This window comes from Alteromonas sp. CyTr2, from assembly GCF_947311905.1.
GTDB classification, from domain to species: Bacteria; Pseudomonadota; Gammaproteobacteria; order Enterobacterales; family Alteromonadaceae; genus Alteromonas; species Alteromonas macleodii.
The window spans coordinates 40541-62210 of record NZ_CAMZMZ010000008.1; the positions used below are offsets into that span (position 1 = coordinate 40541).

At 43.3% G+C, this 21670-nt stretch carries 17 protein-coding genes; 5 read left to right on the forward strand and 12 right to left on the reverse strand.

Going from position 1 to position 21670, the window contains the following annotated elements; genetic code table 11:
• Positions 1–12: 12 nt before the first annotated feature.
• From QME20_RS06760 to QME20_RS06775, 4 genes are all read right to left on the reverse strand, one after another.
• Positions 13–1323 carry an efflux RND transporter periplasmic adaptor subunit gene (locus QME20_RS06760; protein WP_045980006.1) on the reverse strand — a complete coding sequence of 437 codons (1311 nt, stop codon included), beginning with the start codon at positions 1321–1323 and terminating at the stop codon, positions 13–15.
• Positions 1324–1339: 16 nt separating this feature from the next.
• Positions 1340–2572 (reverse strand): TolC family protein, encoded by a 1233-nt coding sequence (locus tag QME20_RS06765; protein WP_045980007.1) that lies wholly within the window; start codon positions 2570–2572, stop codon positions 1340–1342.
• Positions 2573–2670: 98 nt separating this feature from the next.
• A complete protein-coding gene (locus tag QME20_RS06770) occupies positions 2671–2973 on the reverse strand; it encodes a hypothetical protein (protein ID WP_281715668.1) in 303 nt (100 codons plus the stop codon).
• A 183-nt stretch (positions 2974–3156) separates the two neighbouring features.
• On the reverse strand, positions 3157–4107 hold the full coding sequence (locus tag QME20_RS06775; RefSeq protein WP_018624881.1) for a DNA-binding protein: 951 nt from the start codon (positions 4105–4107) through the stop codon (positions 3157–3159).
• Positions 4108–4311: 204 nt separating this feature from the next.
• Between QME20_RS06775 and QME20_RS06780 the strand changes: the two genes are divergently transcribed.
• A complete protein-coding gene (locus tag QME20_RS06780; protein ID WP_281084604.1) occupies positions 4312–5226 on the forward strand; it encodes a site-specific integrase in 915 nt (304 codons plus the stop codon).
• 234 nt (positions 5227–5460) lie between these two features.
• Positions 5461–8436 carry a Tn3 family transposase gene (locus tag QME20_RS06785; RefSeq protein WP_049586311.1) on the forward strand — a complete coding sequence of 992 codons (2976 nt, stop codon included), beginning with the start codon at positions 5461–5463 and terminating at the stop codon, positions 8434–8436.
• A 188-nt stretch (positions 8437–8624) separates the two neighbouring features.
• Here the strand turns inward: QME20_RS06785 and QME20_RS06790 are convergent, their stop codons facing one another.
• From QME20_RS06790 to QME20_RS06810, 5 genes are all read right to left on the reverse strand, one after another.
• Positions 8625–10517 (reverse strand): IucA/IucC family protein, encoded by a 1893-nt coding sequence (locus QME20_RS06790; RefSeq protein ID WP_281715669.1) that lies wholly within the window; start codon positions 10515–10517, stop codon positions 8625–8627.
• An 80-nt stretch (positions 10518–10597) separates the two neighbouring features.
• Positions 10598–11974, reverse strand: a complete 1377-nt coding sequence (locus QME20_RS06795) for an MATE family efflux transporter (RefSeq protein ID WP_281715670.1) — start codon at positions 11972–11974, stop codon at positions 10598–10600.
• Between the two features lie 163 nt (positions 11975–12137).
• Entirely contained in the window at positions 12138–12290 is a 153-nt protein-coding gene (locus QME20_RS06800) for a DUF2256 domain-containing protein (protein ID WP_014949565.1), read from the reverse strand.
• Positions 12277–13815 (reverse strand): cryptochrome/photolyase family protein, encoded by a 1539-nt coding sequence (locus tag QME20_RS06805; protein WP_281715671.1) that lies wholly within the window; start codon positions 13813–13815, stop codon positions 12277–12279. The genes QME20_RS06800 and QME20_RS06805 overlap by 14 nt, the downstream gene beginning before the upstream one ends.
• Positions 13816–13818: 3 nt before the next feature.
• Positions 13819–15243: a deoxyribodipyrimidine photo-lyase gene (locus tag QME20_RS06810; protein ID WP_281715672.1), complete on the reverse strand. Its 1425-nt coding sequence runs from the start codon at positions 15241–15243 to the stop codon at positions 13819–13821.
• A gap of 111 nt (positions 15244–15354) precedes the next feature.
• On the opposite strand from QME20_RS06810, the gene QME20_RS06815 reads away from it, so the two are divergent.
• Both QME20_RS06815 and QME20_RS06820 read left to right on the forward strand, forming a co-directional pair.
• Complete coding sequence (locus QME20_RS06815) at positions 15355–16662, forward strand: DASH family cryptochrome (protein ID WP_281715673.1); 1308 nt, start codon at positions 15355–15357, stop codon at positions 16660–16662.
• 12 nt (positions 16663–16674) lie between these two features.
• A complete protein-coding gene (locus QME20_RS06820; protein ID WP_281715674.1) occupies positions 16675–18306 on the forward strand; it encodes an FAD-binding domain-containing protein in 1632 nt (543 codons plus the stop codon).
• A 5-nt stretch (positions 18307–18311) separates the two neighbouring features.
• Here the strand turns inward: QME20_RS06820 and QME20_RS06825 are convergent, their stop codons facing one another.
• Positions 18312–18599 carry a hypothetical protein gene (locus QME20_RS06825; RefSeq protein WP_014976601.1) on the reverse strand — a complete coding sequence of 96 codons (288 nt, stop codon included), beginning with the start codon at positions 18597–18599 and terminating at the stop codon, positions 18312–18314.
• 208 nt (positions 18600–18807) lie between these two features.
• On the opposite strand from QME20_RS06825, the gene fabA reads away from it, so the two are divergent.
• A complete protein-coding gene (gene fabA / locus QME20_RS06830; protein WP_014949559.1) occupies positions 18808–19326 on the forward strand; it encodes a bifunctional 3-hydroxydecanoyl-ACP dehydratase/trans-2-decenoyl-ACP isomerase in 519 nt (172 codons plus the stop codon).
• Positions 19327–19427: 101 nt separating this feature from the next.
• Here fabA and rmf read toward each other — a convergent pair whose 3' ends face one another.
• Both rmf and QME20_RS06840 read right to left on the reverse strand, forming a co-directional pair.
• Positions 19428–19604, reverse strand: a complete 177-nt coding sequence (gene rmf / locus QME20_RS06835) for a ribosome modulation factor (protein WP_014949558.1) — start codon at positions 19602–19604, stop codon at positions 19428–19430.
• Between the two features lie 302 nt (positions 19605–19906).
• Positions 19907–21664: a DUF3466 family protein gene (locus tag QME20_RS06840; RefSeq protein ID WP_014949557.1), complete on the reverse strand. Its 1758-nt coding sequence runs from the start codon at positions 21662–21664 to the stop codon at positions 19907–19909.
• Positions 21665–21670 lie beyond the last annotated feature (6 nt).

Sequence of the window (21670 nt, forward strand, 5' to 3'; positions counted from 1 at the left end):
TCTCCTTAATGCTTAGTGGTTATGCGGATCAAAACCGCCTTTGGCGATTTGTGAAGCAACAAAAAAGGCACCGTCGGTAACAATACGTGTTCCGGGAACAATGCCGTTAATTTCACGCAACGAACCTAGTGCTCGCTTTAGTTCAACTTCTTGAGAGCGAAACTGCCCTGGACTCTCTTCTACAAAAATTGCCCAGTCTCCATCGGGATTTCGCATCAGTGCTGACTCTGGCACAGCCAATACCGGCTCTTCTGTACGAAAACGGAAGAAGACCTCTGCAAACTGTCCCGGATGCAGCCTATGCTCCAGGTTGTCCACCAATAAGCGCACTGTTCGGGTTCGTGTAACGGGGTTTATGGTATGTGCTTCTTGGGATACCTTGCCTTGAATTCGGATATCACCAGCCACAATGTCAGCCAATGTACCGAGCGGAAGTGATATAGACTGATCTGCTGGAAGGTGTGCTTCGACCCAGAGCTGCTTCTCATTGGCCAGCTTGATCAGAGGAGAACCAGCTTCGACGCGCTGCCCCTGCTCGAAGTCGTCAGATAACACAGAACCATCGGTTTCGGCACGTAGGGTATATTCGCCCAATGCCTTAATATCTTGCGATGCCAGAGACTGCAAATCTGACTCAGCTAACCCATAGGCCTGCAACGTTGCCCGAGCAGCCTCCCAGCTGGTTTTGGCCTGGATATAACGCTGCTCTCCAACGGTTTTGCGACCGAGCTTGCGGACTCTTTCCCATTCAGGCCAAGCGGTGCGATAGTCTGCCTGGGCCTGCGCCACATCCTCACTGAACAGGGTTACCAGTGGCTGACCTTGTTCGACATGAGCGCCCAATGCTACGTGACGACGTAATACAACGGAAGCTACTCGCGGTGACACTATGTAGCTAGTGTATCCATTAGAAAGAACTTCCCCTGGTGCGTAGAACTCATAATCAACGCGCTCGGCAGTGAGAGGAGCAACCTGGATATCAGCAATCGTCATTTGAGTAGCATTTAGTGCCGTAGTGGCAGAAGCTTCTTCTTGATGCCCATGTCCATCTTCTTCAGTATTACTTTCGCTGTGTCCCGCATCATCATGACTTTCATTGTGGGAACTATCGCTAGACCCATGTTTTGTATCACCATGACGCTCATGTTCATCCGTGGCATTTGATGGGTGCTCCTTGTGAGACGCATCATCCTTATGCTCAATAACCTCTTGAGCAGGCTTGCTCTTATCATGTTCGTGCGCCTCACCACTCATCGTTTCTGCAAGCCCTATGCTTGGTGCAGTCATTGCGGCGCTTAGCATCGCTATCAATAATCTATTCATGTTCATTATCCTATCTTTAATTCAGTGGCTTAGTCGCAGTTGGTGCAACAGCTCTGAGCTGGCCGGAGTGCAGCAACACTTCGGTTAACGCAAGTTGTGTGTGCTTTTCGAGTGAGATTCCTGCCAGCAGGCTCTCCGAACGCTGGTTGAGAGCGAGCAGGTAGTCAGTTGTTGATAGGTCGCCGCTTCGCCACTGGCGTTCCAACAAGTCAGCACTATTTTCAACTCTGCCACGAGCTAGCTCGAGCCAGCGTCGGTATTGCTCGTCATAACGTTTCCAGGCAGCTTGTGCAGCCTGCCAGTCAAACCGTAGATTGCGATAAACGGCCAAGAATCGGGCCTCTGCTTCTAGTGCTGCACGATTAGCCACACGAGTTTCGGCACTGTAGTCATTACGTACATTCAAAGGAATCGAGAAGGTCAGGCCGACAGTATTTTCTCCACCGTCGCGACCAGCATTGACTCCAAAGGTCGGCTCTGCTTTGGCTGCGCGGCGGGTTGCTACGGCCTCTTCCTTGATGGACTTCCAGCGAGCCTGAGCGCTGGCAACATAGGGATGTTGTAACAACTCCTGGTCAGTAATGGACACTGGCTCCGAAGGCCAGAAATCTTCGGGAATGCCTCCTTTTTCAGGAGTCCACTGTGGCAAAAGTTCGCGCACTCTGCTTTCTGCTTTTTGCAAAGCGACTTCAAGCTCAGCGACCTGTGCCAGCTGTTTTGATAAAGATAGAAAGGTGAGTTCAGCATCAATAGTGCCTATATCCCCTGCTTTTTGGCGCTTTTCAGCCACTTGCAATAATGCATTAAGCTGCTCTTTTTGTGCCTGAGCAATAATGGCGGCTTCATTACTGGCACGCCACTCAACCAATGCTGATAGAGCCTCAGCAGTCTTACTCATAACCTGTTGCTGATACTGGGCTTTGGCTGCTTGTCGGATAAAAGCCGCTTGCTGCTGTTTAGCACCTCGTCTATCCCACCAGTCAACCGTTTGAGAAACACCTACACGGTAGTTATTTTCTTCACCAACCTGTTCCAGCTCAGAAGATAACTCCGGGTTGTAAAGTGGCTGTTCCGCTGCGTCCGCAGTAGCTTCCGAGCCTTGCAGTTGCTCGCGGGCCGCGATGATGTCTGGGTGCTGCTTTATCTGTGATGCCAGCCAGCGCTCCCAATCAACGGGTTGCGCTTGCGCCGAAGCCGACAGCAAATAAATAACGGCACACATCGCATAAGAAACGGATAGTTTCTTCATGAAATTTCCTCACAATTAAAATCAAAGTACATCAGGTACAGCTGGGTTGGCATTTGCACAACGCTATACCTCAGAATAAAAGTTTATTTGTACTGTATTTAACTGATCGGAGGGGGATTATCAGGGAAGGCTATATGGGAACGGTAATGGGAAGGGTTGCCTAAAATAGCACCCTTTTGATAAAGAGAAGCAGAGATATCTTGGCGACCCAGAAAGAAAGGGTGTGATGAGCCATGACAGTGACAACAATGGTGGCAATCAAGCTGGTAGCTTTTGCTCTTTTCTGATTCTAACCAACGCTTGTCATCATCTGGTATTGGAGAAGAGTGAGCTTTTTGATGCTCGTGATCAAAAGTAAGATGCTCAGAACCGGATTGATGAAACTGATGAACGTCCGCCACAGCAACTACCGATTGCAGGGCAATCAATATGGCTAGAGCGAAAGTTAAAAGTTGACGGTTCACGGTAAAAAAGAGTCTCTACTCGTTCTCATAAATGCAGGGCAGTAGACTAGCAGATTATCAGTTAGTTCACAAAAGATAAGTGGATACTAACCAACTATTACACAGCTTTGTGCTTAAAGGCTAGCTTTTAGACTTGGCTACTTCCTGTTTTTTTGCGAGTTTCTCGGGCGATTTCAATTCCTCAACCTCATGCTCTAGCTGAACAACGGAAGTGTTTAGCTCATTGTTTTCTTTGGTTATAGCATCAAGTTGCGCTAGTAGCTCCTCTCTGTCAGTACTGGCTGACTGCACCTGTTCAGTTAACGCTTTTAATGAGTTTTGAAGTTCGCGCTGTGACTTGGCCAACAACCGCTTTTCGGTGATTAGCTCAGCGTTCTGACGGTTCAACTGCGTGAGTTCTGACTGTTGAGAGGCAATGGTTTGCCCCAGCTTTCGCTGCTCTGCTCGCAATCCCGACACTTCTTCAGCGTGCTTGCGCTCTTGTTGATCACGCTGTTCTTTAGCGGATTCGCGGAAGTGGCTCAAGTTGTCATAACTGTGTTGCAGACTCTTCTCCAGATCGATAATTCGTTCATCTTTTTGTCCACAAACAGCTGTAAGTTCTTTCAAGTCACTTTGAATACCTTGCAACTCAGTGTTCAGTTGCTCACTCTCACGGCTGGCAGTATTGAGCTTCGCCTGTAGTGAGTGAATGTTATCACTTAGAGCTTTATTTTGCTCTGTGGCTTGGCTTAACGACTCCTCAAGTCCTGACTTTTCTTGATTCCAAGACTTACGCTCTTTATCAAAGGCTTGCTCCATGTCTTCAATGGTTTTATTCGCTTCAGCGTTGAGCCTGGCAGCAAGCTGGCTTACCAGGTGCCCAATGGCGTCGGAGACTTTGACCTCGGTGAGTGTACCGTTAGTACGGGTCTTTTTAATGTCTTTGAGGTATTTTGAGATGGTGGTTTTGGAGCCAGTGTTACCCAGCTCAGCTCGTATTGCATCAATTGATGGGTTATTTACACCCTGTGAAGTCAATGATTTATATGCTTTTTCAACGTCAAATTGAGAGATGCCTGTGCGCGCCATTTTTTAAGTCTCTGATTATTTTGTAATGTAATACATAATATGTATATACATATTATTACTGTGTTATCTACGTGGTCTATAGCTTTCGAAAATTCATTTTAGATAATAGTAGATTATCTATTGTGATAGACATTTTTGGACGATATGATGAGATAAAGTCGTACATAACACGCATATATGCCCGATTCTAAAAATATTGATTTAGTGAGTTTTTACGTCAACGCAGCCACTCGCGAAAATACGGTACGCAGTTACCGTACCGCCATTGAACACTATGAGCGTCACTGGGGGGGACTCTTACCTGCCACTCCAACTGCGATTGCACAGTATCTCAGTCACTACGCTGATAAGCTGACTTCAAGCACCTTAGCACACCGGTTGGCCGTACTTGCAAAATGGCATCATGAATACGGTTTTCCAGATCCTACGAAAGCACCATTAGTAAAAAAAGTAATGAAAGGTATCCGAGCAACGCATGCATACCAAACCAAGCAGGCTCGGCCTCTCCAATTAGAAGAATTGAAAATCATTATTCAGTGGCTTGAGGAGTCGATAAAGGAGTCAAAGGATTATAGGAAAGGCTTGAGACTCATTCGAAATAAAGCCATTCTGCTACTCGGGTTCTGGCGTGCTTTTCGAGCAGATGAGCTCACTAATATCCATGTTGAGTACGTGACCATGATCCCCAACAAGGGAATGTCACTGTATTTTCCTACTACGAAAGGCGATAGGGATAATAAAGGGGTGACCTATAAAGTTCCAGCTTTGCAAAAACTCTGCCCTGTCACTGCTTATCAGGACTGGGTTACGGCCGCTGAATTAAGCAAAGGACCGCTATTTGTAGGGATCGACCGCTGGGGACATTTTAATCATAAGAGCATGACATCCAATACAATCATTAATATTGTTCGAGAGTGTGCAAGTGGTGCTGGACTATTACACCCTGATGCCTTTAGTAGTCATTCGTTACGACGGGGGTTCGCATCCTGGGCCGACAGTAATGGCTGGAGCCTTAAAGAGCTTATGGAATATGTAGGTTGGAAAGATCCAAAAACGGCGCTTCGTTACATTGGTTCATCGCATAAGATTCAGCAACACTTTATTGAACAGCTAAAATAATGCAGTACAGTGACTGGGCCACTTCATCATGAGTTTTAAGCATGAATTCAGTATAGATTGAACTTGGACACTAAACGTCTTGCGCAAGTTTAATAAACTTCTCAGCACTAAAATTACTTTAGATAAACTGCAAGGTGATTGTGGCTGAGCTAAACAGTCGAACATTTTGTAATGTAACCAAATAATCAGACCTCCTAGCTGGCCTCGAGATCCGTCGCTGGTATTTATATCTCTATGACAACAATCAATGAAACCGCTTACCCGCGCATTAAACCTAACATGAGTCAGTCTGAATTACAGTCTGTATATACACCCACCCCCGAGGATATTGCCTATGTTCGCCAGCAGCGCCGGCGCAAATTGGATCAGCTTGCCCTGTTAGTCCATATTAAATTAACTCAGCGTTTGGGGTATTTTCTCAAGTCTCCTGACATCCCTAACAAGATTATTAGTCATATTTCTGAGCAGATGAAAATGAGGAGCGCTCCGAGAAAGTACTTATCACGGTTCGATAGAGGTGGAAGTCGAACCCGGTTAAAGGCTTTAGTGAGAAGGTATCTAGACATTAAGCTAATTGAAAGCAATGATAAAACAACATTATTGCTTCATAAGCTGTCATCCGAAGCATCTGAGAAAAAGCATGAAATCGCTGATATTATCAATATAGTCATTGAAGGGTTGGTTAAACAGCGCTATGAATTACCCGGCTTCTCAACTCTGGTAAAATACGCTAAATCAGCTAAAAAGCAAGTCAACGATGCCTATTTCAAGCAAACGCATAGAAAGCTGAATCATGAGCTGACAGCTGAGTTGGATAGAATGCTTAATAGCTCTGGAAGTAAAACACGCTGGGACTCGATTAAACGAGAAGTTAAAAAACCCACGAATAAAGAAGTCAAAAGCTACCTTCAACATTTACAATGGTTACAAGGCCTAGTCGAACGCTTACCAAATATGGAGTTCCTACCGTTAACGAAGAAACATCATTTCACTTTAGAGGCTCGTTCATTGGATGCTTTTCACTTAAAAGAAATGAAGCAGGCCAAACGTTACACACTGATGGTGTTGATGATCCAATCAAAATTAAGTCAATCCTTAGACGACGTGGCGGGTATCTTTAAACGAAAATTGAATAAGTTGCACCAATCTGCGGAGACCCGACTGATGGAATACCATCAGGAGCATACACAGCGAACGGAAAAACTTATCAGCCAGTTTCGTAATGTCTTAAAAACTTATGGTGATAATGAAGCTGGCGTACCGCCATCACTGTCGGATATTCGAAACGCCATGAGCGAAGAGCCAGCGATACTATTAGCTGAGTGTGAAGAGCACTTAGCCTATGCTGGAAATAATTATTATCCCTTTATGCTTAAATTGTATAAACCGCAACGTGCCCAGCTTCTGAACTGTTTGGAGCTTTTAGAGTTAGGGTCATCATCTGAAGATAGCTCGATTCTACTGGCGCTAGAAACCATTCTGGAGTATCGAAATACCCACAAGCAGGAACTGGGTCACTATGAGGAGTTTGTCGCGCAGCCCTGGGTGAACGATAAATGGAAGAAGCTGATATTCAACGCAGACACGAAAACGGTCAACCGTAAATACTTTGAGTTGTGTGTTCTGTCTCGGATCAAGAATGAACTCAGCTCAGGTGATTTATTCATTCGTTACAGCCTGGAACATTCAGATTATCGCAAAGAACTAATCAGTTGGGATGAATACGAGCAAGGTTTATCTGAATATACTGACATGCTAGGTTTTTCAAAGGATAGCAAAACCTTTGCAACTGAATTAAAGAAAACTCTCAGCGAATTATCAACTCAGGTGGACGAGCAATTTCAATCCAATGAGTTTCTTGATTTCAATAATGATCAGCTTGTGATTAGAAGACATCAGAATATCCCTGAGCCCCAACAACTCAAGAAGCTTGATGAAGCCTTACGGGACTCTCTTGAGGAAAAGAGCATTGTCGATATTCTGGTAGAATCCGAGCAATGGCTGGACGCCCACAAATTGTTTAAGCCTGTATCTGGATTTGAAAGCAAACTTGATAATCCTCGTAAACGCTTTATATCGACCCTTTTTTGTTATGGCTGCAATCTTGGGCCAACTCAAACAGCTCGCTCAATCAAGACCTTAAGCCGTAAGCAAGTTGCTTGGCTGAATTTAAAGTATGTCACTGAAGAGAAACTTGAAAAAGCTATTGTAAAAACCGTGAATGCTTATAACAAGTTTGAGCTGCCATCCTTCTGGGGATCAGGTAAATCAGCATCAGCTGATGGTACCAAGTGGAACGTGTACGAACAGAACCTATTATCAGAGTATCATATCCGTTATGGGGGGTATGGCGGTATAGGTTATTATCACGTCTCGGACACTTACATAGCTTTATTCAGCCACTTCATTCCGTGTGGCGTTTATGAAGCTATCTACATCCTTGATGGCCTCATTAAGAATGAATCGGACATACAGCCGGATGTGATCCATGGAGACACTCAAGCTCAAAGCACAACCGTTTTTGGCCTGGCTCATTTGCTAGGTATTGACTTGATGCCCCGAATACGAAACATCAAGAAGCTGGTATTTTACAAAGCTGACGGTCGAACCAAGTACAAGCATATAAACCGTTTGTTCCGAGGTAATATCAATTGGTCATTGATTGAACGACACCTGCCCGATATGTTACGTGTGGCACTGTCTATTCAGGCAGGAAAAATATCACCGTCTACAATTTTAAAACGTTTGGGAACTTACAGCCGTAAAAACCGACTGTATTTTGCCTTTCGTGAGTTGGGTAGAGCGATACGAACTATATTCTTACTGAAGTACATTAGCGATGTGGAGCTCAGGCGCACCATTCATTCTGCTACCAATAAAAGTGAAGAGTTCAATAACTTCACCAAGTGGTTGTTCTTTGGGGGTGACGGTATTATTGCGGAAAATGTGCGACATGAACAGCGGAAGGTCATTAAGTATAATCAGCTTGTGGCTAATCTGGTTATTTTGCATAACGTTCAATCCATGACAGAAGTTCTGTCGCAATTGAAACAACGTCAAATGCCAATTTCAGAAGAGGTGTTGAAGTTTCTTTCGCCATATCGAACTGAGCATATTAATCGCTTCGGCGATTACCATCTCGATTTAAGTAAAAAGCGAAAGCCCCTAAACTACAAACTTGACATCATAAAAAGCCAAAGCCCGCAGTAATACGGTTGGACGAGATTTTACATTTTGTTGTATACAGCGTCGGTAAATATATTAAATGGAAAACTTCAAATAGACTTATCTGATAACTTCGCAAAGCAAAATCAACAGTTTGACTTGAATTTTTCTTTTAATTCAAGTGGTTAATTATTTTATTGGTCGATTTGTTACGAATCGTGGCCGTACCTCAACTAGCAAGCATCAGCAATCACCTCTTCTAATTCACTCGCTTGTTTACAAACGAGCGATGGCGTGTCACTTCGAACCGCAACGCTTTTAAACGGGTTGGTTACCCAAACATAAACAGCTAGCTCGTCTTCGGCTTCTAACTCTTCCACGTCTTCAACGCGAGTCAGAAGATTGGCCTTGAAAGGCAGTTTTTCTCGGCCCAATACCGATGTGACGAATGCTGTGCCCAACGAACCTAAAGTGGGAAGAATGGAATTTAGCCTGGTGTACACTTTTTGAAGTAGCGTACCTTCTTGAACAAGTTGATCGGCACCTAGGCGATTGATGACAGCGAATAATTGATTAAAGAATAAGTAGTATGTGAAGCGATTAATTATCATTTGTTCACCGTAAAACAGGTCATCGCACTGAGCGAGTCGCGGTTCCATAGTCTCAAGAATTTGCTGTCTTTCTTTTGACAAATAAAACCCTTGGTTATCACGATAATAGTAAGCAGTTGGGTAACCTTCGCTTAAATCCAAAAGCGAATTTTGCTGGTGCGCCTCTAACGCTATACCACACTGGTCAAAAAGTCTGATTGCTGGCTCAATTGCACAGTCTAGGTAATTATCAAACCAAGTTAGCGCGACATCAGCACATTCCTCGCCTTCTTTCTGGGCTAACATATAGATTATTTTGGCAAGTCGCGAGTAAGTTCCTGGTACAAGTGGCTCTTGTACCAAGGCGGCTATAGATTGCGTTCCGCCAAGCCCTGTGATTTCATTTTTTGAGTTAAATGGATTTTTTCTGAGTATCAACTCAAACCCACTTTCTTTTGAGGTGCCAGCGTTCAATGAAATATAAGCCGGGTCGTCGATGAACTTGAATTTAGGATAAAGCCTTGAAAAGCCGCATCGTTGAAGCAGTCGACAAAGTGTTACTCCGGCCTCTAACTCATGGTGCATGTTCTTTCGCAACGAATTCGTTACTTTTACTGGTATCGATAGCTTAACCATGTAATTAAGCTCGGCGTTATACAACGTTCTGACGGAAGACGTAGGTGTAAATAGAGGCCCTAATTCGCCCAATTGAATCAACTCACCTTTGTTGAGCAGATCTTGAATGTGAGGCTTAGCGCACAACCAATCCGCTTGAAGCGGATGCAGAGCCAGCAGCTTTAAATTGTCTTTTCGAAGTTTTTCGATAAGTGTTTTTGTAGAATCTTTGCCATCGCTTAAAACAATATCTTCTAGTATCTCAAAGGCTGAAATTGACTCAGCACTATTAGAAAGAGTGATATCCTGCTTGGCAGCAAAATAATGCAGTCTAAATTGGCCTTTTAGCTCCGGGGTAAAAAGTTCATGCTGCCATCGGTGCATGCCCTGTCTTGACTTTGGCGTGGGGTGTAACCAATGACCAAAAAGTATAGCTTGTTCAGAATCAATAAACTTATTACTTGCGAGATCGGGATCGCCAGCACGGTTTTCTAAGTAAAGCGCCATAATCTGATGGCTTTCGATTGTTCTGGCGTAAAGCTCTAAACTCTGCTCGTCGACTGCATCATTTAGCTCATGGCTCTCTTTGCTACCACTGTATATTTCGTCAATAAGCAACAAAATAGCGTTCACTAATGATACTTCTTCCCATTGAAAACTATTGGGGAGTTGCTTGAAAACTGCTGTGAATGCATGACGACCTACTGTAGAGCGGTAGGATGCTGATATTGAAAGTCGAGTATTAGTAGAGGTTAAATATAGCTCTACGGCATAGTTGTCGTTTGGTTGTAACTGTATTCCTGTCCGAATTACCCAGTCTTCTTTTGTGTGCCAAACACCGGAATCGATTTCTTTAATATAAGCATTAAAAAACGCTTGAAACGACGCGATATTAGCTTGTTTCTTAGCTACTGAAGTCATGTACAGACCCTTTTAAGATGAGCAAATTACCGGGTCAATCTAGTGAGAATGGTTCTCATTAGCAATAAATTTTACAATTGTTACATGTGGGTATTTTTTAGGTAGTAATGTTTATAAACCAAAACCACTGCGAGTAAAAAGGTCACCCATTCAGCCGCAGGCAGCGCAACGAGGAAAGAAATGTTGATGTCGTTGCCTTCATTAGCCAGGGGCGATGGCGTGAAGTGAAATAGCAATACTAGGAAACTAACAGGGAATAAAATGCTTCTACCTAACGCTATGACAGCGGAATGTAATGGTTTTTCAATTGCAGTCAGAAATACACTGAGTAGTACGTTACAGCCATTTACAAGAAACAGTGGCCAAACATATAAAATGATGGTGTACGCGTATTTAGTAGCTTGTTGTTGGGAAGGCTCGATAAAAAGCGCCACAAAAACATGATTAAACCACAGTAAACAAACCGTCAATATTAGCCCTGCTATGAATGCTGTAGTTAGCGCTATAAGCAGGAAAGCATTGACACGTGACGTGTGGCTCGCTCCGCGGTTGTAGCTGACGAGCAGGTGAAGCGCATCTGCTATACCGAAACTAAGCATAATACTTAAAAAGATAAAGTAGTTAACTACACTATATGCCGCAACGCCAATGCTGCCAGAATTGATAACGAGCAGAGTGTTAATTACAAGAAAAAGAACACCCACAGAAATTTCATTAGTAAACTCAGATAATCCATTTTTTACGGCTCTGAATACACGACGCCATGGCTTATTAAACGTCGAAAAGGTTATTGCACGATTTTTGTCAGCAAAATAAAGAAGTAGTACAGAGAGCTGCACAATTTGAGCAGCAGCCGTTGCATAAGCTGCGCCTTTAATACCGTATCCCAAGTACGCCACTAATAATGCGTCGAGTAAAATATTTGTCACTGCACCCAATGCTAATGCAATAGTTGCAAGCTTGGTGTAACCGTCTGCACGGACAAGATAGTAAAACACCATCGTAGAAAATTGAAAAATGAACACCCATCGGATTACTGACAAATACTCTCTAGTCAACGGTACGACATCGGACGGAATGTGAAGAAGCCAGAATAGAAAAGGCTCTGCAACGAAGCTTACCACTGCCAACATAATATTAAGCGTTAAAGCAACAACGATTATTTGTGTAAATAGCGCACTGGCAGATTTTGTGTCGCCCTTCCCCATAAAAGTACCAATCGATACGCTTCCTCCAATGGCTAGCATTAACGAGAGAGCGACCAGAAAGGTGATGTAGGGTAATAGTAATGAAACTGCGGCTAACCCAGATGCACCGACATATTGTCCTATAAAGATGCCATCGACTAGACTTGCAGTCGTTAAAGCAACAAGCCCTATGAGCGATAAGAAAGCTTGCTTAAAAAAAGTGCCGAGCAACGGGTTGTGTAAGATTGCATCTTTTGTAGAAAGTGACATTACTACTTCTCTAAATCAATATAATGCAATCCTAAGTTTGTTATGTGGCGCAATCAATTAAGGTTACATTTGTCACACTTGTTAATATATTGTTGCTTTTTCGTCTTGGTAAGGGTTAATATTTTTCACGGTATGAATTCATTACCTGCGCTTTCGCTTTGTGTTAGCAAGGCTCTTGATGTTTTGACTTTTTTGATGAAGCGCAACGTTTTGAGCAATAACGTACATTTTCCCAGTTCTTTTCCCATTTTTTGCGCCAAGTAAATGGTCTCTGACAAACCGGACAAATTTTGGTGGGTAAATCAGACTTCTTCATTTTTCGTTAGCTTAGTCAGGAATGTTGAGGCATCTTGCTTCATAGTTTCGATATTTTCTTCTTTCATTCGCCCGTAGGTTTTATAGATCATGGCCATGCGGTGATTGTTGCTCAATTTTCCCTTGTGTTTGTCAATAAAGTGCCAGTATAAGTAGTTAAACGGGCACGCTTTTGGTCCGGTCTTTTTAGAAACTTGGTATCCGCAATTTTTGCAGTAATTGCTCATCTTGTTGATGTAGCTTCCGCTTGCGACGTACGGCTTACTTGCTAGGTTACCTCCATCGCTGTACAAAATCATGCCCGCAACATTAGGAAGTTCAACCCATTCATATGCGTCGGCATATACTAACAGATACCATGCCTGCACTTCTTCAGGACTAAGTTCAGTTAAAAGACTAAAATTACCAATAACCATCAATCTTTGTATATGGTGGGCATAAGCGTTCTGTTGCGTTTCTTTAATACACTGGCGCATGCAGTTCATATTCGTCTGGGCGTCCCAAAAGAACGAGGGCAATGCGCGGCTGTTATTGAAGTAGTTATCAGTTTTTAGATTTGGCATAAAGTGCCAGTAGAACCCTCTGACATACTCCCGCCAGCCCAGAATCTGGCGAATGAACCCTTCAGCAGAATTCAGTGGAACTTGCCCTGCATGGTAAGCTTGCTCGGCTGCATGAATGGCTTCTTTTGGCGTCAATAAACCGCAGTTCAAATAAAACGCGATATGTGAATGGTAAAGCCAAGGCTTGCCTTCCACCATGGCGTCTTGATACTGACCAAAGTTAGGTAATCTTTCTTCTATAAAAGTATTCAATACGCTGAGTGCGTCTTTTCGAGTTACCGCAAAGTGGAAGTGATTGATATCGCCAAAATGATCGCTAAACTCGCTTTTTACGAACTCGATAACTTTCGAAGTAATGTCATCAATCTCAAACGTAGAATGCTTCGGTACTCTCTGGGTTTCAGGCATTGCTTCGCGATTCTGGGCATCGTAATTCCACTTACCGCCAATGGGATTTTTTCCTTCCATGAGCACGTTGTGTTTGCGACGCATCTCACGGTAAAAAAACTCCATTCGAAGTTGTTTCTTGCCTTCAGCCCAGTCCGTAAATTCTTGTGGGGACGATAAAAAGCGATTGTCATCACATATACTAACGGGTATGCCAAGCACGTTTTCCCATTGCTCCATGCTTTTGAGTAAGCGGTACTCTCCGGGCATGGTCACCTTTACTTCGTCAAAATCATTTCCGTTAAGTTCATGCTTAACCTGAGCGAGCAAATCGCCCTGATTGTTTTTGTCGCTATAATGAACATAGTTAACGTTAAAATTGTCGTCTCGCAACGCTTTGGCAAAATGACGCATTGCGCTAAACAAAAACGCTATCTTCTTCTTATGGTGCTTAACGTAGGTGGCTTCTTCACGTACTTCCGCCATCAAAATTGTGTCTTTGCTTTTTACTGCGTTAGCAATCGCTGGCAACGTCTCGGTAAGCTGATCGCCTAAAACTAAAATGAGTGCTGCCATACCCTACTCTTTTAATGTTTGGAATGCGTCTAGCGCGCGTTGACGCGATGCTTTTAAATCAACAATAGGTTTTGGGTATTCCTTACCAAGTTCTATACCTGCATCTTTCAATATCGCCGAAGGGGCTTCCCATGGCTTATGGATATACTTGTCTGACAGCTTGTTCAATTCAGGGCAATACTTACGCACATAGTTGCCCTTTTTATCAAATTTTTCGCCTTGTAGTATTGGGTTAAATATCCTGAAGTAAGGCGCAGCATCAGCACCAGAACCCGCAACCCATTGCCAACTGGCACTGTTACTCGCAAGGTCGGCATCCAACAATGTATCCCAAAACCATCGCTCGCCTTCATGCCAACTGAGTAATAGATTTTTCACTAAAAACGAGCCCACAATCATGCGAACTCGATTATGCATGTAGCCCGTTTGCCACAGTTCGCGCATGCCAGCGTCTACGATAGGAATGCCTGTATTTCCCTTTTGCCACGCTTTGAGCGCTTTCGCATCTGTGCGCCAAGGAAACTTATCGAACTTTTCGTTGAAGTTCTTATTAGGCAAAGTAGGAAAATGGAACAGCAAATAATAGCTGAACTCGCGCCAACCTAACTCACTCAAGTAGGTTTCAATGCTTTTGTCTTCACTATTTCCAAATTTGTCTTTTATCGCGTACCAAACTTGATTTGGAGACACTTCACCAAAGTGTAAATGCGGCGACAAACGCGATGTCCCATTGGCTGACGGTATGTCTCTGCCGTCTTTGTATTTACGTGCTGAATTTTCAATAAAGTCAGCTAAATTATCAGCGGCGCCGTCTTCGCCTGGTGACCACTCTTTTTCAATGGTTGCATCCCAGTTGATGGAAGGGAGTAAATCTAGCGATGTTAATCCATCGCTGTCGTTGTCGACATCCGCATAAGTAATACGTGCGGGTGGTGCTTTGGGATAACGAGGCTCTTCAACCTGCAGGCAGCCCTTCTTGTAGTAGGGTGTAAATACGCGATACGGTGTACCGTCTTTCTTCAATACTTTCATTGGCTCCCATAGTAAGCTGCCGTTACAGCTATGGGCTTCATAATCATGCTCGATTAAGGTTTTCTTGATCGTTTTATCGCGGTTTATTTGCCATGGCTCATAGCACCGATTCCAAAAGATACCTTTAGCGTTAAATGACTTCATTAACTTTGGAATAAGTGTCTGTGGGTCACCCCTAAATATTTGTAAATGTCCGTTCAAGCGTTTATTGAGCGACGAGAGTGAATGATGCAGCCACCATTTACTTGCCCCCCCAGGCTTTCTGCCATTAGGTGCAGTGTCATCATATATGTAGATGGGTACTATTTTTCCCATATCACAGGCAGCGTTTAAGGCCGGATTGTCTTTTACACGAAGGTCTTGTCTGAACCACATTATACTAACGGGAACGGTCACTTTTTTTCCTCAGGCATTGCGCCAAATCTTAATATTATTCGTATTGCATGTACTACGATAAAACTCGGATTCAGGATCCGTAGAAATAGTAAAAAAGTACTCAAAATTAGTATGATAAATCACCACCAACAATCAAAACGTACGAACAACAATCAACGAGGTTTATATTGGTTTCGACATGACCTTAGACTTCACGATAATGCTGCTATTTCTGCGCTGTGTGAAGCAGTTCAGCAGGTTACTTTTCTTTATATTCTTGATGATAAAGCGTTTACACCTACGACATATGGTTTTGCGCCTATGGGGAAACATAGGCACACATTCCTGCTTCAAACACTTGTGGATTTAAAACGGCAATTAGCTAAGCTCGGACATGATTTGCTCATTGTCAAAGGCGACCCTGCTGAGTGTTTAGTTCAATTGATGAAGTCCGGACAATATTCTCACCTTGGGGTAAGCGAGCACTGTGGTTTTGATGAGAGAGCACAATTAAATACAGTAAAGCGCTTTTTCGATTCGGTAACAGTAATAGAAACTCCGACGTTTGGCTTATTTGATGCTCAAACCCTTCCTTTCAACATCGAAGAGATGCCCGACGTTTTTAGTCCGTTTCGCAGAAAAGTGGAAAAGCACTGTAAGCCATTATCTGTCCATCCACCCATGGAAAGCTTACCAAGCCCTTTTACACCGCAATTAGATGAGTCTTTTTTATTCGCCATTGATACTGATTTACCAAGCCCGTCTCAATCATCGTTTGTTGGAGGTGAAACAGCAGCGCTGACGCATTTAAATACTTATCTCTTCGATTGGAAAGCTGCAGCAACGTATAAAGACACAAGGAACGCTTTAGATACTTGGCAAGACAGTACCAAGCTTTCGGCCTGGTTAGCGAACGGGTCGCTGTCTGCACGGGAAGTTATTCGGCAAGTTCAACAGTTTGAAGCAACCGTTGAAAAAAACGATTCCACTTATTGGATATACTTTGAATTACTTTGGCGCGAATTTTTTCATTGGTTACAGTATAAATACGGGGCCAATTGGTTTCGTTTTAGCGGTATCCAGGGTAAAAAGCCGTCGACACAGCATTGTCCGGAAACCTTTGCGTTATGGTGCGAAGGAAAAACCGGTTACCCGATAGTCGATGCTTGCATGCGACAACTCGCTGAAACTGGCTATATGTCAAACCGAGGCAGGCAACTGGTTGCGAGCTGTTTTGTTCACGAACTAAGGCAGGACTGGCGATACGGTGCAGCGTGGTTTGAGCATCAATTAATCGATTACGATGCGGGGAGTAATTGGGGCAATTGGCTTTACTTAGCTGGTGTTGGAAGCGACCCTCGCGGCCACAGACAGTTCAACCTTCAAAAGCAGACTGAGATTTATGATTCGGACGGCCAATTTCGTAAAAAGTGGTTGTAGTTAGTTCGTCGTATGGTTCCAGTACATTTTAAACAATCTGTCACTGTCATATGGTTTAAACGTGACCTTCGCCTTCGAGACCACGAGCCTCTCTACCGTGCAGTTGAAAAAAACGAAAACATTCTTCCGCTTTTTTGTTGGGAACCTTCCCTTATAGCCGACCCGCATATGGACATACGTCATTGGCAATTTATCCAGCAAAGTATCGACGACATTAACGCCCAGTTGCCTTCAGACGCCCGTTTACTGACCTTACACTGTGAAGTTATTGATGCGCTCGAACTTATTGTCCAGCACTACGCCATTTCAGCGGTTAGGAGTTACCAAGAAATAGGGTTGAGCGTTACGCATAACCGTGATATTTCAGTAAGTAACTATTTGAAGAAAAAGAAAATAAACCATATTGAGTCCCAGTATGGCGCAGTGATGCGTGGTTTGCCTCACCGTGAGCAATGGCAGCAGAACTGGGATCGTCACTTTACAACGAAAACCTATGATATTGATATAAACAGCGTTAATTGGGTCGACTGGACCCAGCACAACAACATCAATACTGCTTGCAAAAATTTAGATGAGCTTGGTCTGTTTGATTGTCATATTACTAGTCAAACCGGCACTCATTGTAGCGAGAAAGCGAATTATTATCGGCAGGATGTTTTAGACAAGTTAAAAAAATTAAACAAGATGCAGCCAGGCGGTGAAAGGCGTGCTTGGCAAGTATTAAAAGATTTTTTCGATGCTAGAGGACAATACTACCATCAACATATTTCTAAGCCGGAATATGCAAGACGGGCATGTACTCGTTTAAGTCCCTACTTGGCATGGGGAAATCTATCAATTAAGCAAGTTTACCAAAGCGTCCAACATCAAAAGCAGACGAAAAAATTACTTCCGAATTCTGATAGAAAACAGTGGAGTCGCGCCCTAGCCGCTTTAACGTCTCGGTTACATTGGCACTGCCATTTTATTCAAAAATTTGAGAGCGAACACAGTATTGAATGGCGACCAATGAATAGTGGATACGAATACTTTCCGTTTATAGATGGCCCAGAAGCCGAGCGTCGCTTTTACCTTTGGACAATGGGATTGACCGGCTATCCGTTGGTAGATGCCTGCATGCGAGCACTTAAGTATACCGGGTACTTAAACTTTCGAATGCGTGCCATGGTAACCAGTTTTCTGTGTCATCACCTAAATGTACACTGGCTAAAGGCAGCGCATTATTTGGCAACACAGTTCTTAGATTTTGAGCCAGGTATTCATTACCCCCAAATACAGATGCAGGCTAGCGTAACCGGCATTCACACCGTGCGGTTATACAACCCTGCAACACAATCTTCAAAATTAGATCCTGAAGGTGTATTCATTAAGAAGTGGGTGCCAGAACTTGCTAAATTACCCAGTGAAGCTGTTCACGCCCCTCACTTATTGCCGCCCCTAGAAGCGCAAATGTTAGATTTTGACGTTGAACGTGACTACGTTGAACCGCTCGTTGATATAACAGAGAATAATCGCATCACGGCAAAGCGCTTATGGGACTATCGCGAGCGAGATGATGTGGTTAAAGAGGCGCATCGTATTGTTAAACGCCACACCATGCAAAATAGTCCAAGTCGTGCATGGCTGAAAACAAAAATTAAATAAACCGGCTAACGGTTATTTTTGCGAAGCCATTCATTCAGTAGTTTAATTTGCCCACATTTGTAAGCTGCGTACATAAGCCGCATGGCATTTGACATAGCTTCACTGTCAGTCCAGCCAGTCTTGTCGCGTATTTCGTCATAACACGCCTTTGCTTCAGGGCTAACATAGCCTCTTACAAGTTTCTTACCTGCGTCTTTTTGCCTTTCTCTGAACCTTCGTTGTTTATCAGCGTTGGCTTTAGCTCTATCTGCGGCACTCTTTTTAATGCTTTTTTTCGTTGTTTGTTCTGTCATAGTTTTCACACAATGTTACGTTACTGTAGAGCTTGTATTTAGAAGTCGTACAAAAACCACACGTATAGAACGATGTTTGTACAAGCCAATGTTGCTAAACCTATATTAGCATGCGTTTTTCTTCAGAAAAATGACTGTTCAGAGTTGTTTGGCGTACAACTGTTCGCTAAATTAGCAGCGTCACTTTAATAACAGCAACGAGTTGGGAATGTCAGAGAAGAAAAATAGTTTTAACAAAGAAGATTTATTGGCGTGTAGCCGTGGTGAAATGTTTGGCCCAGGTAACAGTCAACTTCCCGCACCTAACATGTTAATGATGGACCGCGTAGTTTCAATTACAGAAGATGGCGGTGAGCATGGGAAAGGCGAAATTATCGCTGAATTAGATATTACCCCCGATTTATGGTTTTTTGATTGTCACTTCCCAGGTGATCCGGTAATGCCGGGATGCCTAGGCCTAGACGCGATGTGGCAGTTAGTTGGTTTCTTCTTAGGTTGGAGCGGCGGCCCTGGTAAAGGCCGAGCTTTAGGTGTAGGTGAAGTTAAATTTACCGGTCAAATCCTTCCAACCGCTAAGAAGGTAACGTATAAGATCACGATGAAGCGCGTGATAAAGCGTAAACTTTTCATGGGTATGGCAGATGGTTCAGTAGAAGTTGATGGCCGTGAGATTTACGTAGCGAAAGATTTGAAAGTTGGCTTGTTCCAAGATACCTCAAACTTCTAGACTGCCTTTATAGAGCTATAAGGTCAATTACCGTTGACCAACAAAAAAGCCCCTTTTCAGGGGCTTTCCTTTTTGCATAATCAGTTCATAAAAGAGAAGTGTTATTTAACACTTAAACCTAAGTGTCTGTCTTCTACTGCCTCGCGCCATCCACCTAACCACTGTGAACGTGCATCGTTTTGCTGAAATGGACAATTTTCCTTTGAACGACCGCTAATGCCAGCTTGATAGCCTTTCGAATGGGCGCGTGTCAGTTTATCTCTTTTTTGTCTTTTCATTGATTAGCCTCTTTTGTTTGTTGAAAGTACAACAAATCATTTTCTCGAGCGCTCTACATCATTTCGGTTGATAGTGCCGGAAAAGTGATTGCGTACAATACTGTGATAGTGCAATTAACTAAATGGTTCAAGAAAAATAAAAAATAAAAGGGCTTGACAAAATTTAAATAAATGAAGTTTCTATGAAATTTATGTTACATTTTTTATGCATAAATATGTCTTTTTTTACGTTTTTTAGGCATAAAAAAAGCCACGCATAGGTGGCTCTTTTAATGTTGATTACATATTGTCCATATGGTCAGCTATTTCTTTAAACGTCTACGCATAAATACTGCAGCAAATAGACCAAAAAATGCGAGTAAACCTGTTGCAGCTCCTTTTCGCTCATAGGGCTGTTCGTCCTCAGGAATTTCACATTCATCTATGGAACCATTCGATAACGGAGACAGTTTAACCGCCACTACGGAGTCGATTTCTTCTGTTTCACCGTCTGAATTAATTATATCGTTACCCGTTACATACTTGTTCGTAGCTTTAATTCTCGCATTCGCAATGATCTCATTATCATCGTTGATATCTACTGCTTCAATTAGCTCATATGGGTTATCACAAGAAACTAAATCATTTAAGTTAGTAAACTCTTCAGTATCAATGTTGTACATAAATGCCGCTGTATCGCGAAGCGTATCACTCGTTGCATCCACGTCTGCCTTACCCACTACGATATTATTATTGTTAATGGCATTCGCAGTCACACCAGCACTCACGAAGAAGCCATCAGGGTAATGCTGTTCTTGGGTATCAAGGTTGTATACAAACAAACGAGAACGTGCGATATCGCTTTGTGAACGAAGCACTGCACCCGTCACCCAATTTTCATCATTAATTGCGATAGCTTGGCTAATGATATTTTCTTCGCGTGGAAGAAGTTCAATGGTTTCACCGTCTCTGAAAACCGTTGCAACTCGTTCACTTTCAGTCCTGCCTGATGTATTTGGGCGCGTTATCGTAATGCGATCTCCAGTAAGGCCTTCACCGACTGCGATACCTTGGTTATTTATGTCATAGGCATACGTGAAATAGTGGCGTGTATCGTCTTCATCAGGTTCAAATAATAACGGGTAGGTATCGGTGCTGATTACATCGCCGTTGACATCGATCTGCCAAATGGTAGCGTTAACCTCAGACAGCAATACGAAGCTCGGTAAGTAATTTGTAGATGAATTAATGAAGTAGCTAGAAATACGTGGAACAGCAAAATCGCCATTATAAATAGTAAACAGGCAGCGACCTTCAGATGTGTCACCACGAGACTCATCGTCTGTACACGTTTCAACAGCATCGGCAACATCATCGCGGAAACTAACAGTACTGAAACCTGCAACCTGTAAGTTTGCGTTTATTGCTCGAGCTGAAGAGAACCCTCCTACAGTGTCATCAACAGCTGGAAGTACTTTAGTCTCTCCAGATGCTTGAACAAAGGCTTGTTGTGCTGACTCTGGATACGTGTAGTTTAATGTATCGCCATCTTCGTTCTCATATGGGTCTAGAACAACCAGTCCCGAAGAATCACCGACAATAAAGTTACCGTTCAAGCTGTCACGACCAGTCGATTCAACAGATCGCGTATAGTCATCAAATTTGTCTGTAACTTCATCAAGACCTGGTACTAATGATATATCTTGAGTGTCGGTTGCATAGGTTCTATACGACGCTAGCTTCTGTCCCGTTGTAAGATTTGGGTTCGATAGAAGATAGTTTACTACCGTGGTGTAGTCTATGTCTGTAAAAACACCCTGGCGTGCGTCATCTTCGTTTTCTAGACTCTCACCGAACTGGTCAAAAAAAGTCGTGTCTTCTTCAAGCTGCTCTGCGTCGATTGGTGGATTGAACTCCAGTTGAACGACAGACAACATTTTGCCTGAGTTATCAATCGAACGAGCAAAATTGTTTCTAGCGGTATCCTGTAAAGGAAGAGGCGTCACTGAATAGGTCGCGGCGAATGCCGAAACACTTCCTGTTGCCAACAGAACGGCGGCGGCAAGCTGAGTTCGTTTCATTTAAAA

What these genes read in the sequence shown, in the direction of transcription:
- QME20_RS06825 (WP_014976601.1), bottom strand. Translation starts at nt 18,599, where the DNA reads ATGACAGAACAAACAACGAAAAAAAGCATTAAAAAGAGTGCCGCAGAT.
- QME20_RS06760 (WP_045980006.1), bottom strand. Translation starts at nt 1,323, where the DNA reads ATGAATAGATTATTGATAGCGATGCTAAGCGCCGCAATGACTGCACCA.
- QME20_RS06765 (WP_045980007.1), bottom strand. Translation starts at nt 2,572, where the DNA reads ATGAAGAAACTATCCGTTTCTTATGCGATGTGTGCCGTTATTTATTTG.
- rmf (WP_014949558.1), bottom strand. Translation starts at nt 19,604, where the DNA reads ATGAAAAGACAAAAAAGAGATAAACTGACACGCGCCCATTCGAAAGGC.
- QME20_RS06775 (WP_018624881.1), bottom strand. Translation starts at nt 4,107, where the DNA reads ATGGCGCGCACAGGCATCTCTCAATTTGACGTTGAAAAAGCATATAAA.
- QME20_RS06800 (WP_014949565.1), bottom strand. Translation starts at nt 12,290, where the DNA reads ATGAAGAAGTCTGATTTACCCACCAAAATTTGTCCGGTTTGTCAGAGA.
- fabA (WP_014949559.1), top strand. Translation starts at nt 18,808, where the DNA reads ATGTCAGAGAAGAAAAATAGTTTTAACAAAGAAGATTTATTGGCGTGT.
- QME20_RS06790 (WP_281715669.1), bottom strand. Translation starts at nt 10,517, where the DNA reads ATGACTTCAGTAGCTAAGAAACAAGCTAATATCGCGTCGTTTCAAGCG.
- QME20_RS06795 (WP_281715670.1), bottom strand. Translation starts at nt 11,974, where the DNA reads ATGTCACTTTCTACAAAAGATGCAATCTTACACAACCCGTTGCTCGGC.
- QME20_RS06815 (WP_281715673.1), top strand. Translation starts at nt 15,355, where the DNA reads ATGATAAATCACCACCAACAATCAAAACGTACGAACAACAATCAACGA.
- QME20_RS06805 (WP_281715671.1), bottom strand. Translation starts at nt 13,815, where the DNA reads ATGGCAGCACTCATTTTAGTTTTAGGCGATCAGCTTACCGAGACGTTG.
- QME20_RS06785 (WP_049586311.1), top strand. Translation starts at nt 5,461, where the DNA reads ATGACAACAATCAATGAAACCGCTTACCCGCGCATTAAACCTAACATG.
- QME20_RS06820 (WP_281715674.1), top strand. Translation starts at nt 16,675, where the DNA reads ATGGTTCCAGTACATTTTAAACAATCTGTCACTGTCATATGGTTTAAA.
- QME20_RS06840 (WP_014949557.1), bottom strand. Translation starts at nt 21,664, where the DNA reads ATGAAACGAACTCAGCTTGCCGCCGCCGTTCTGTTGGCAACAGGAAGT.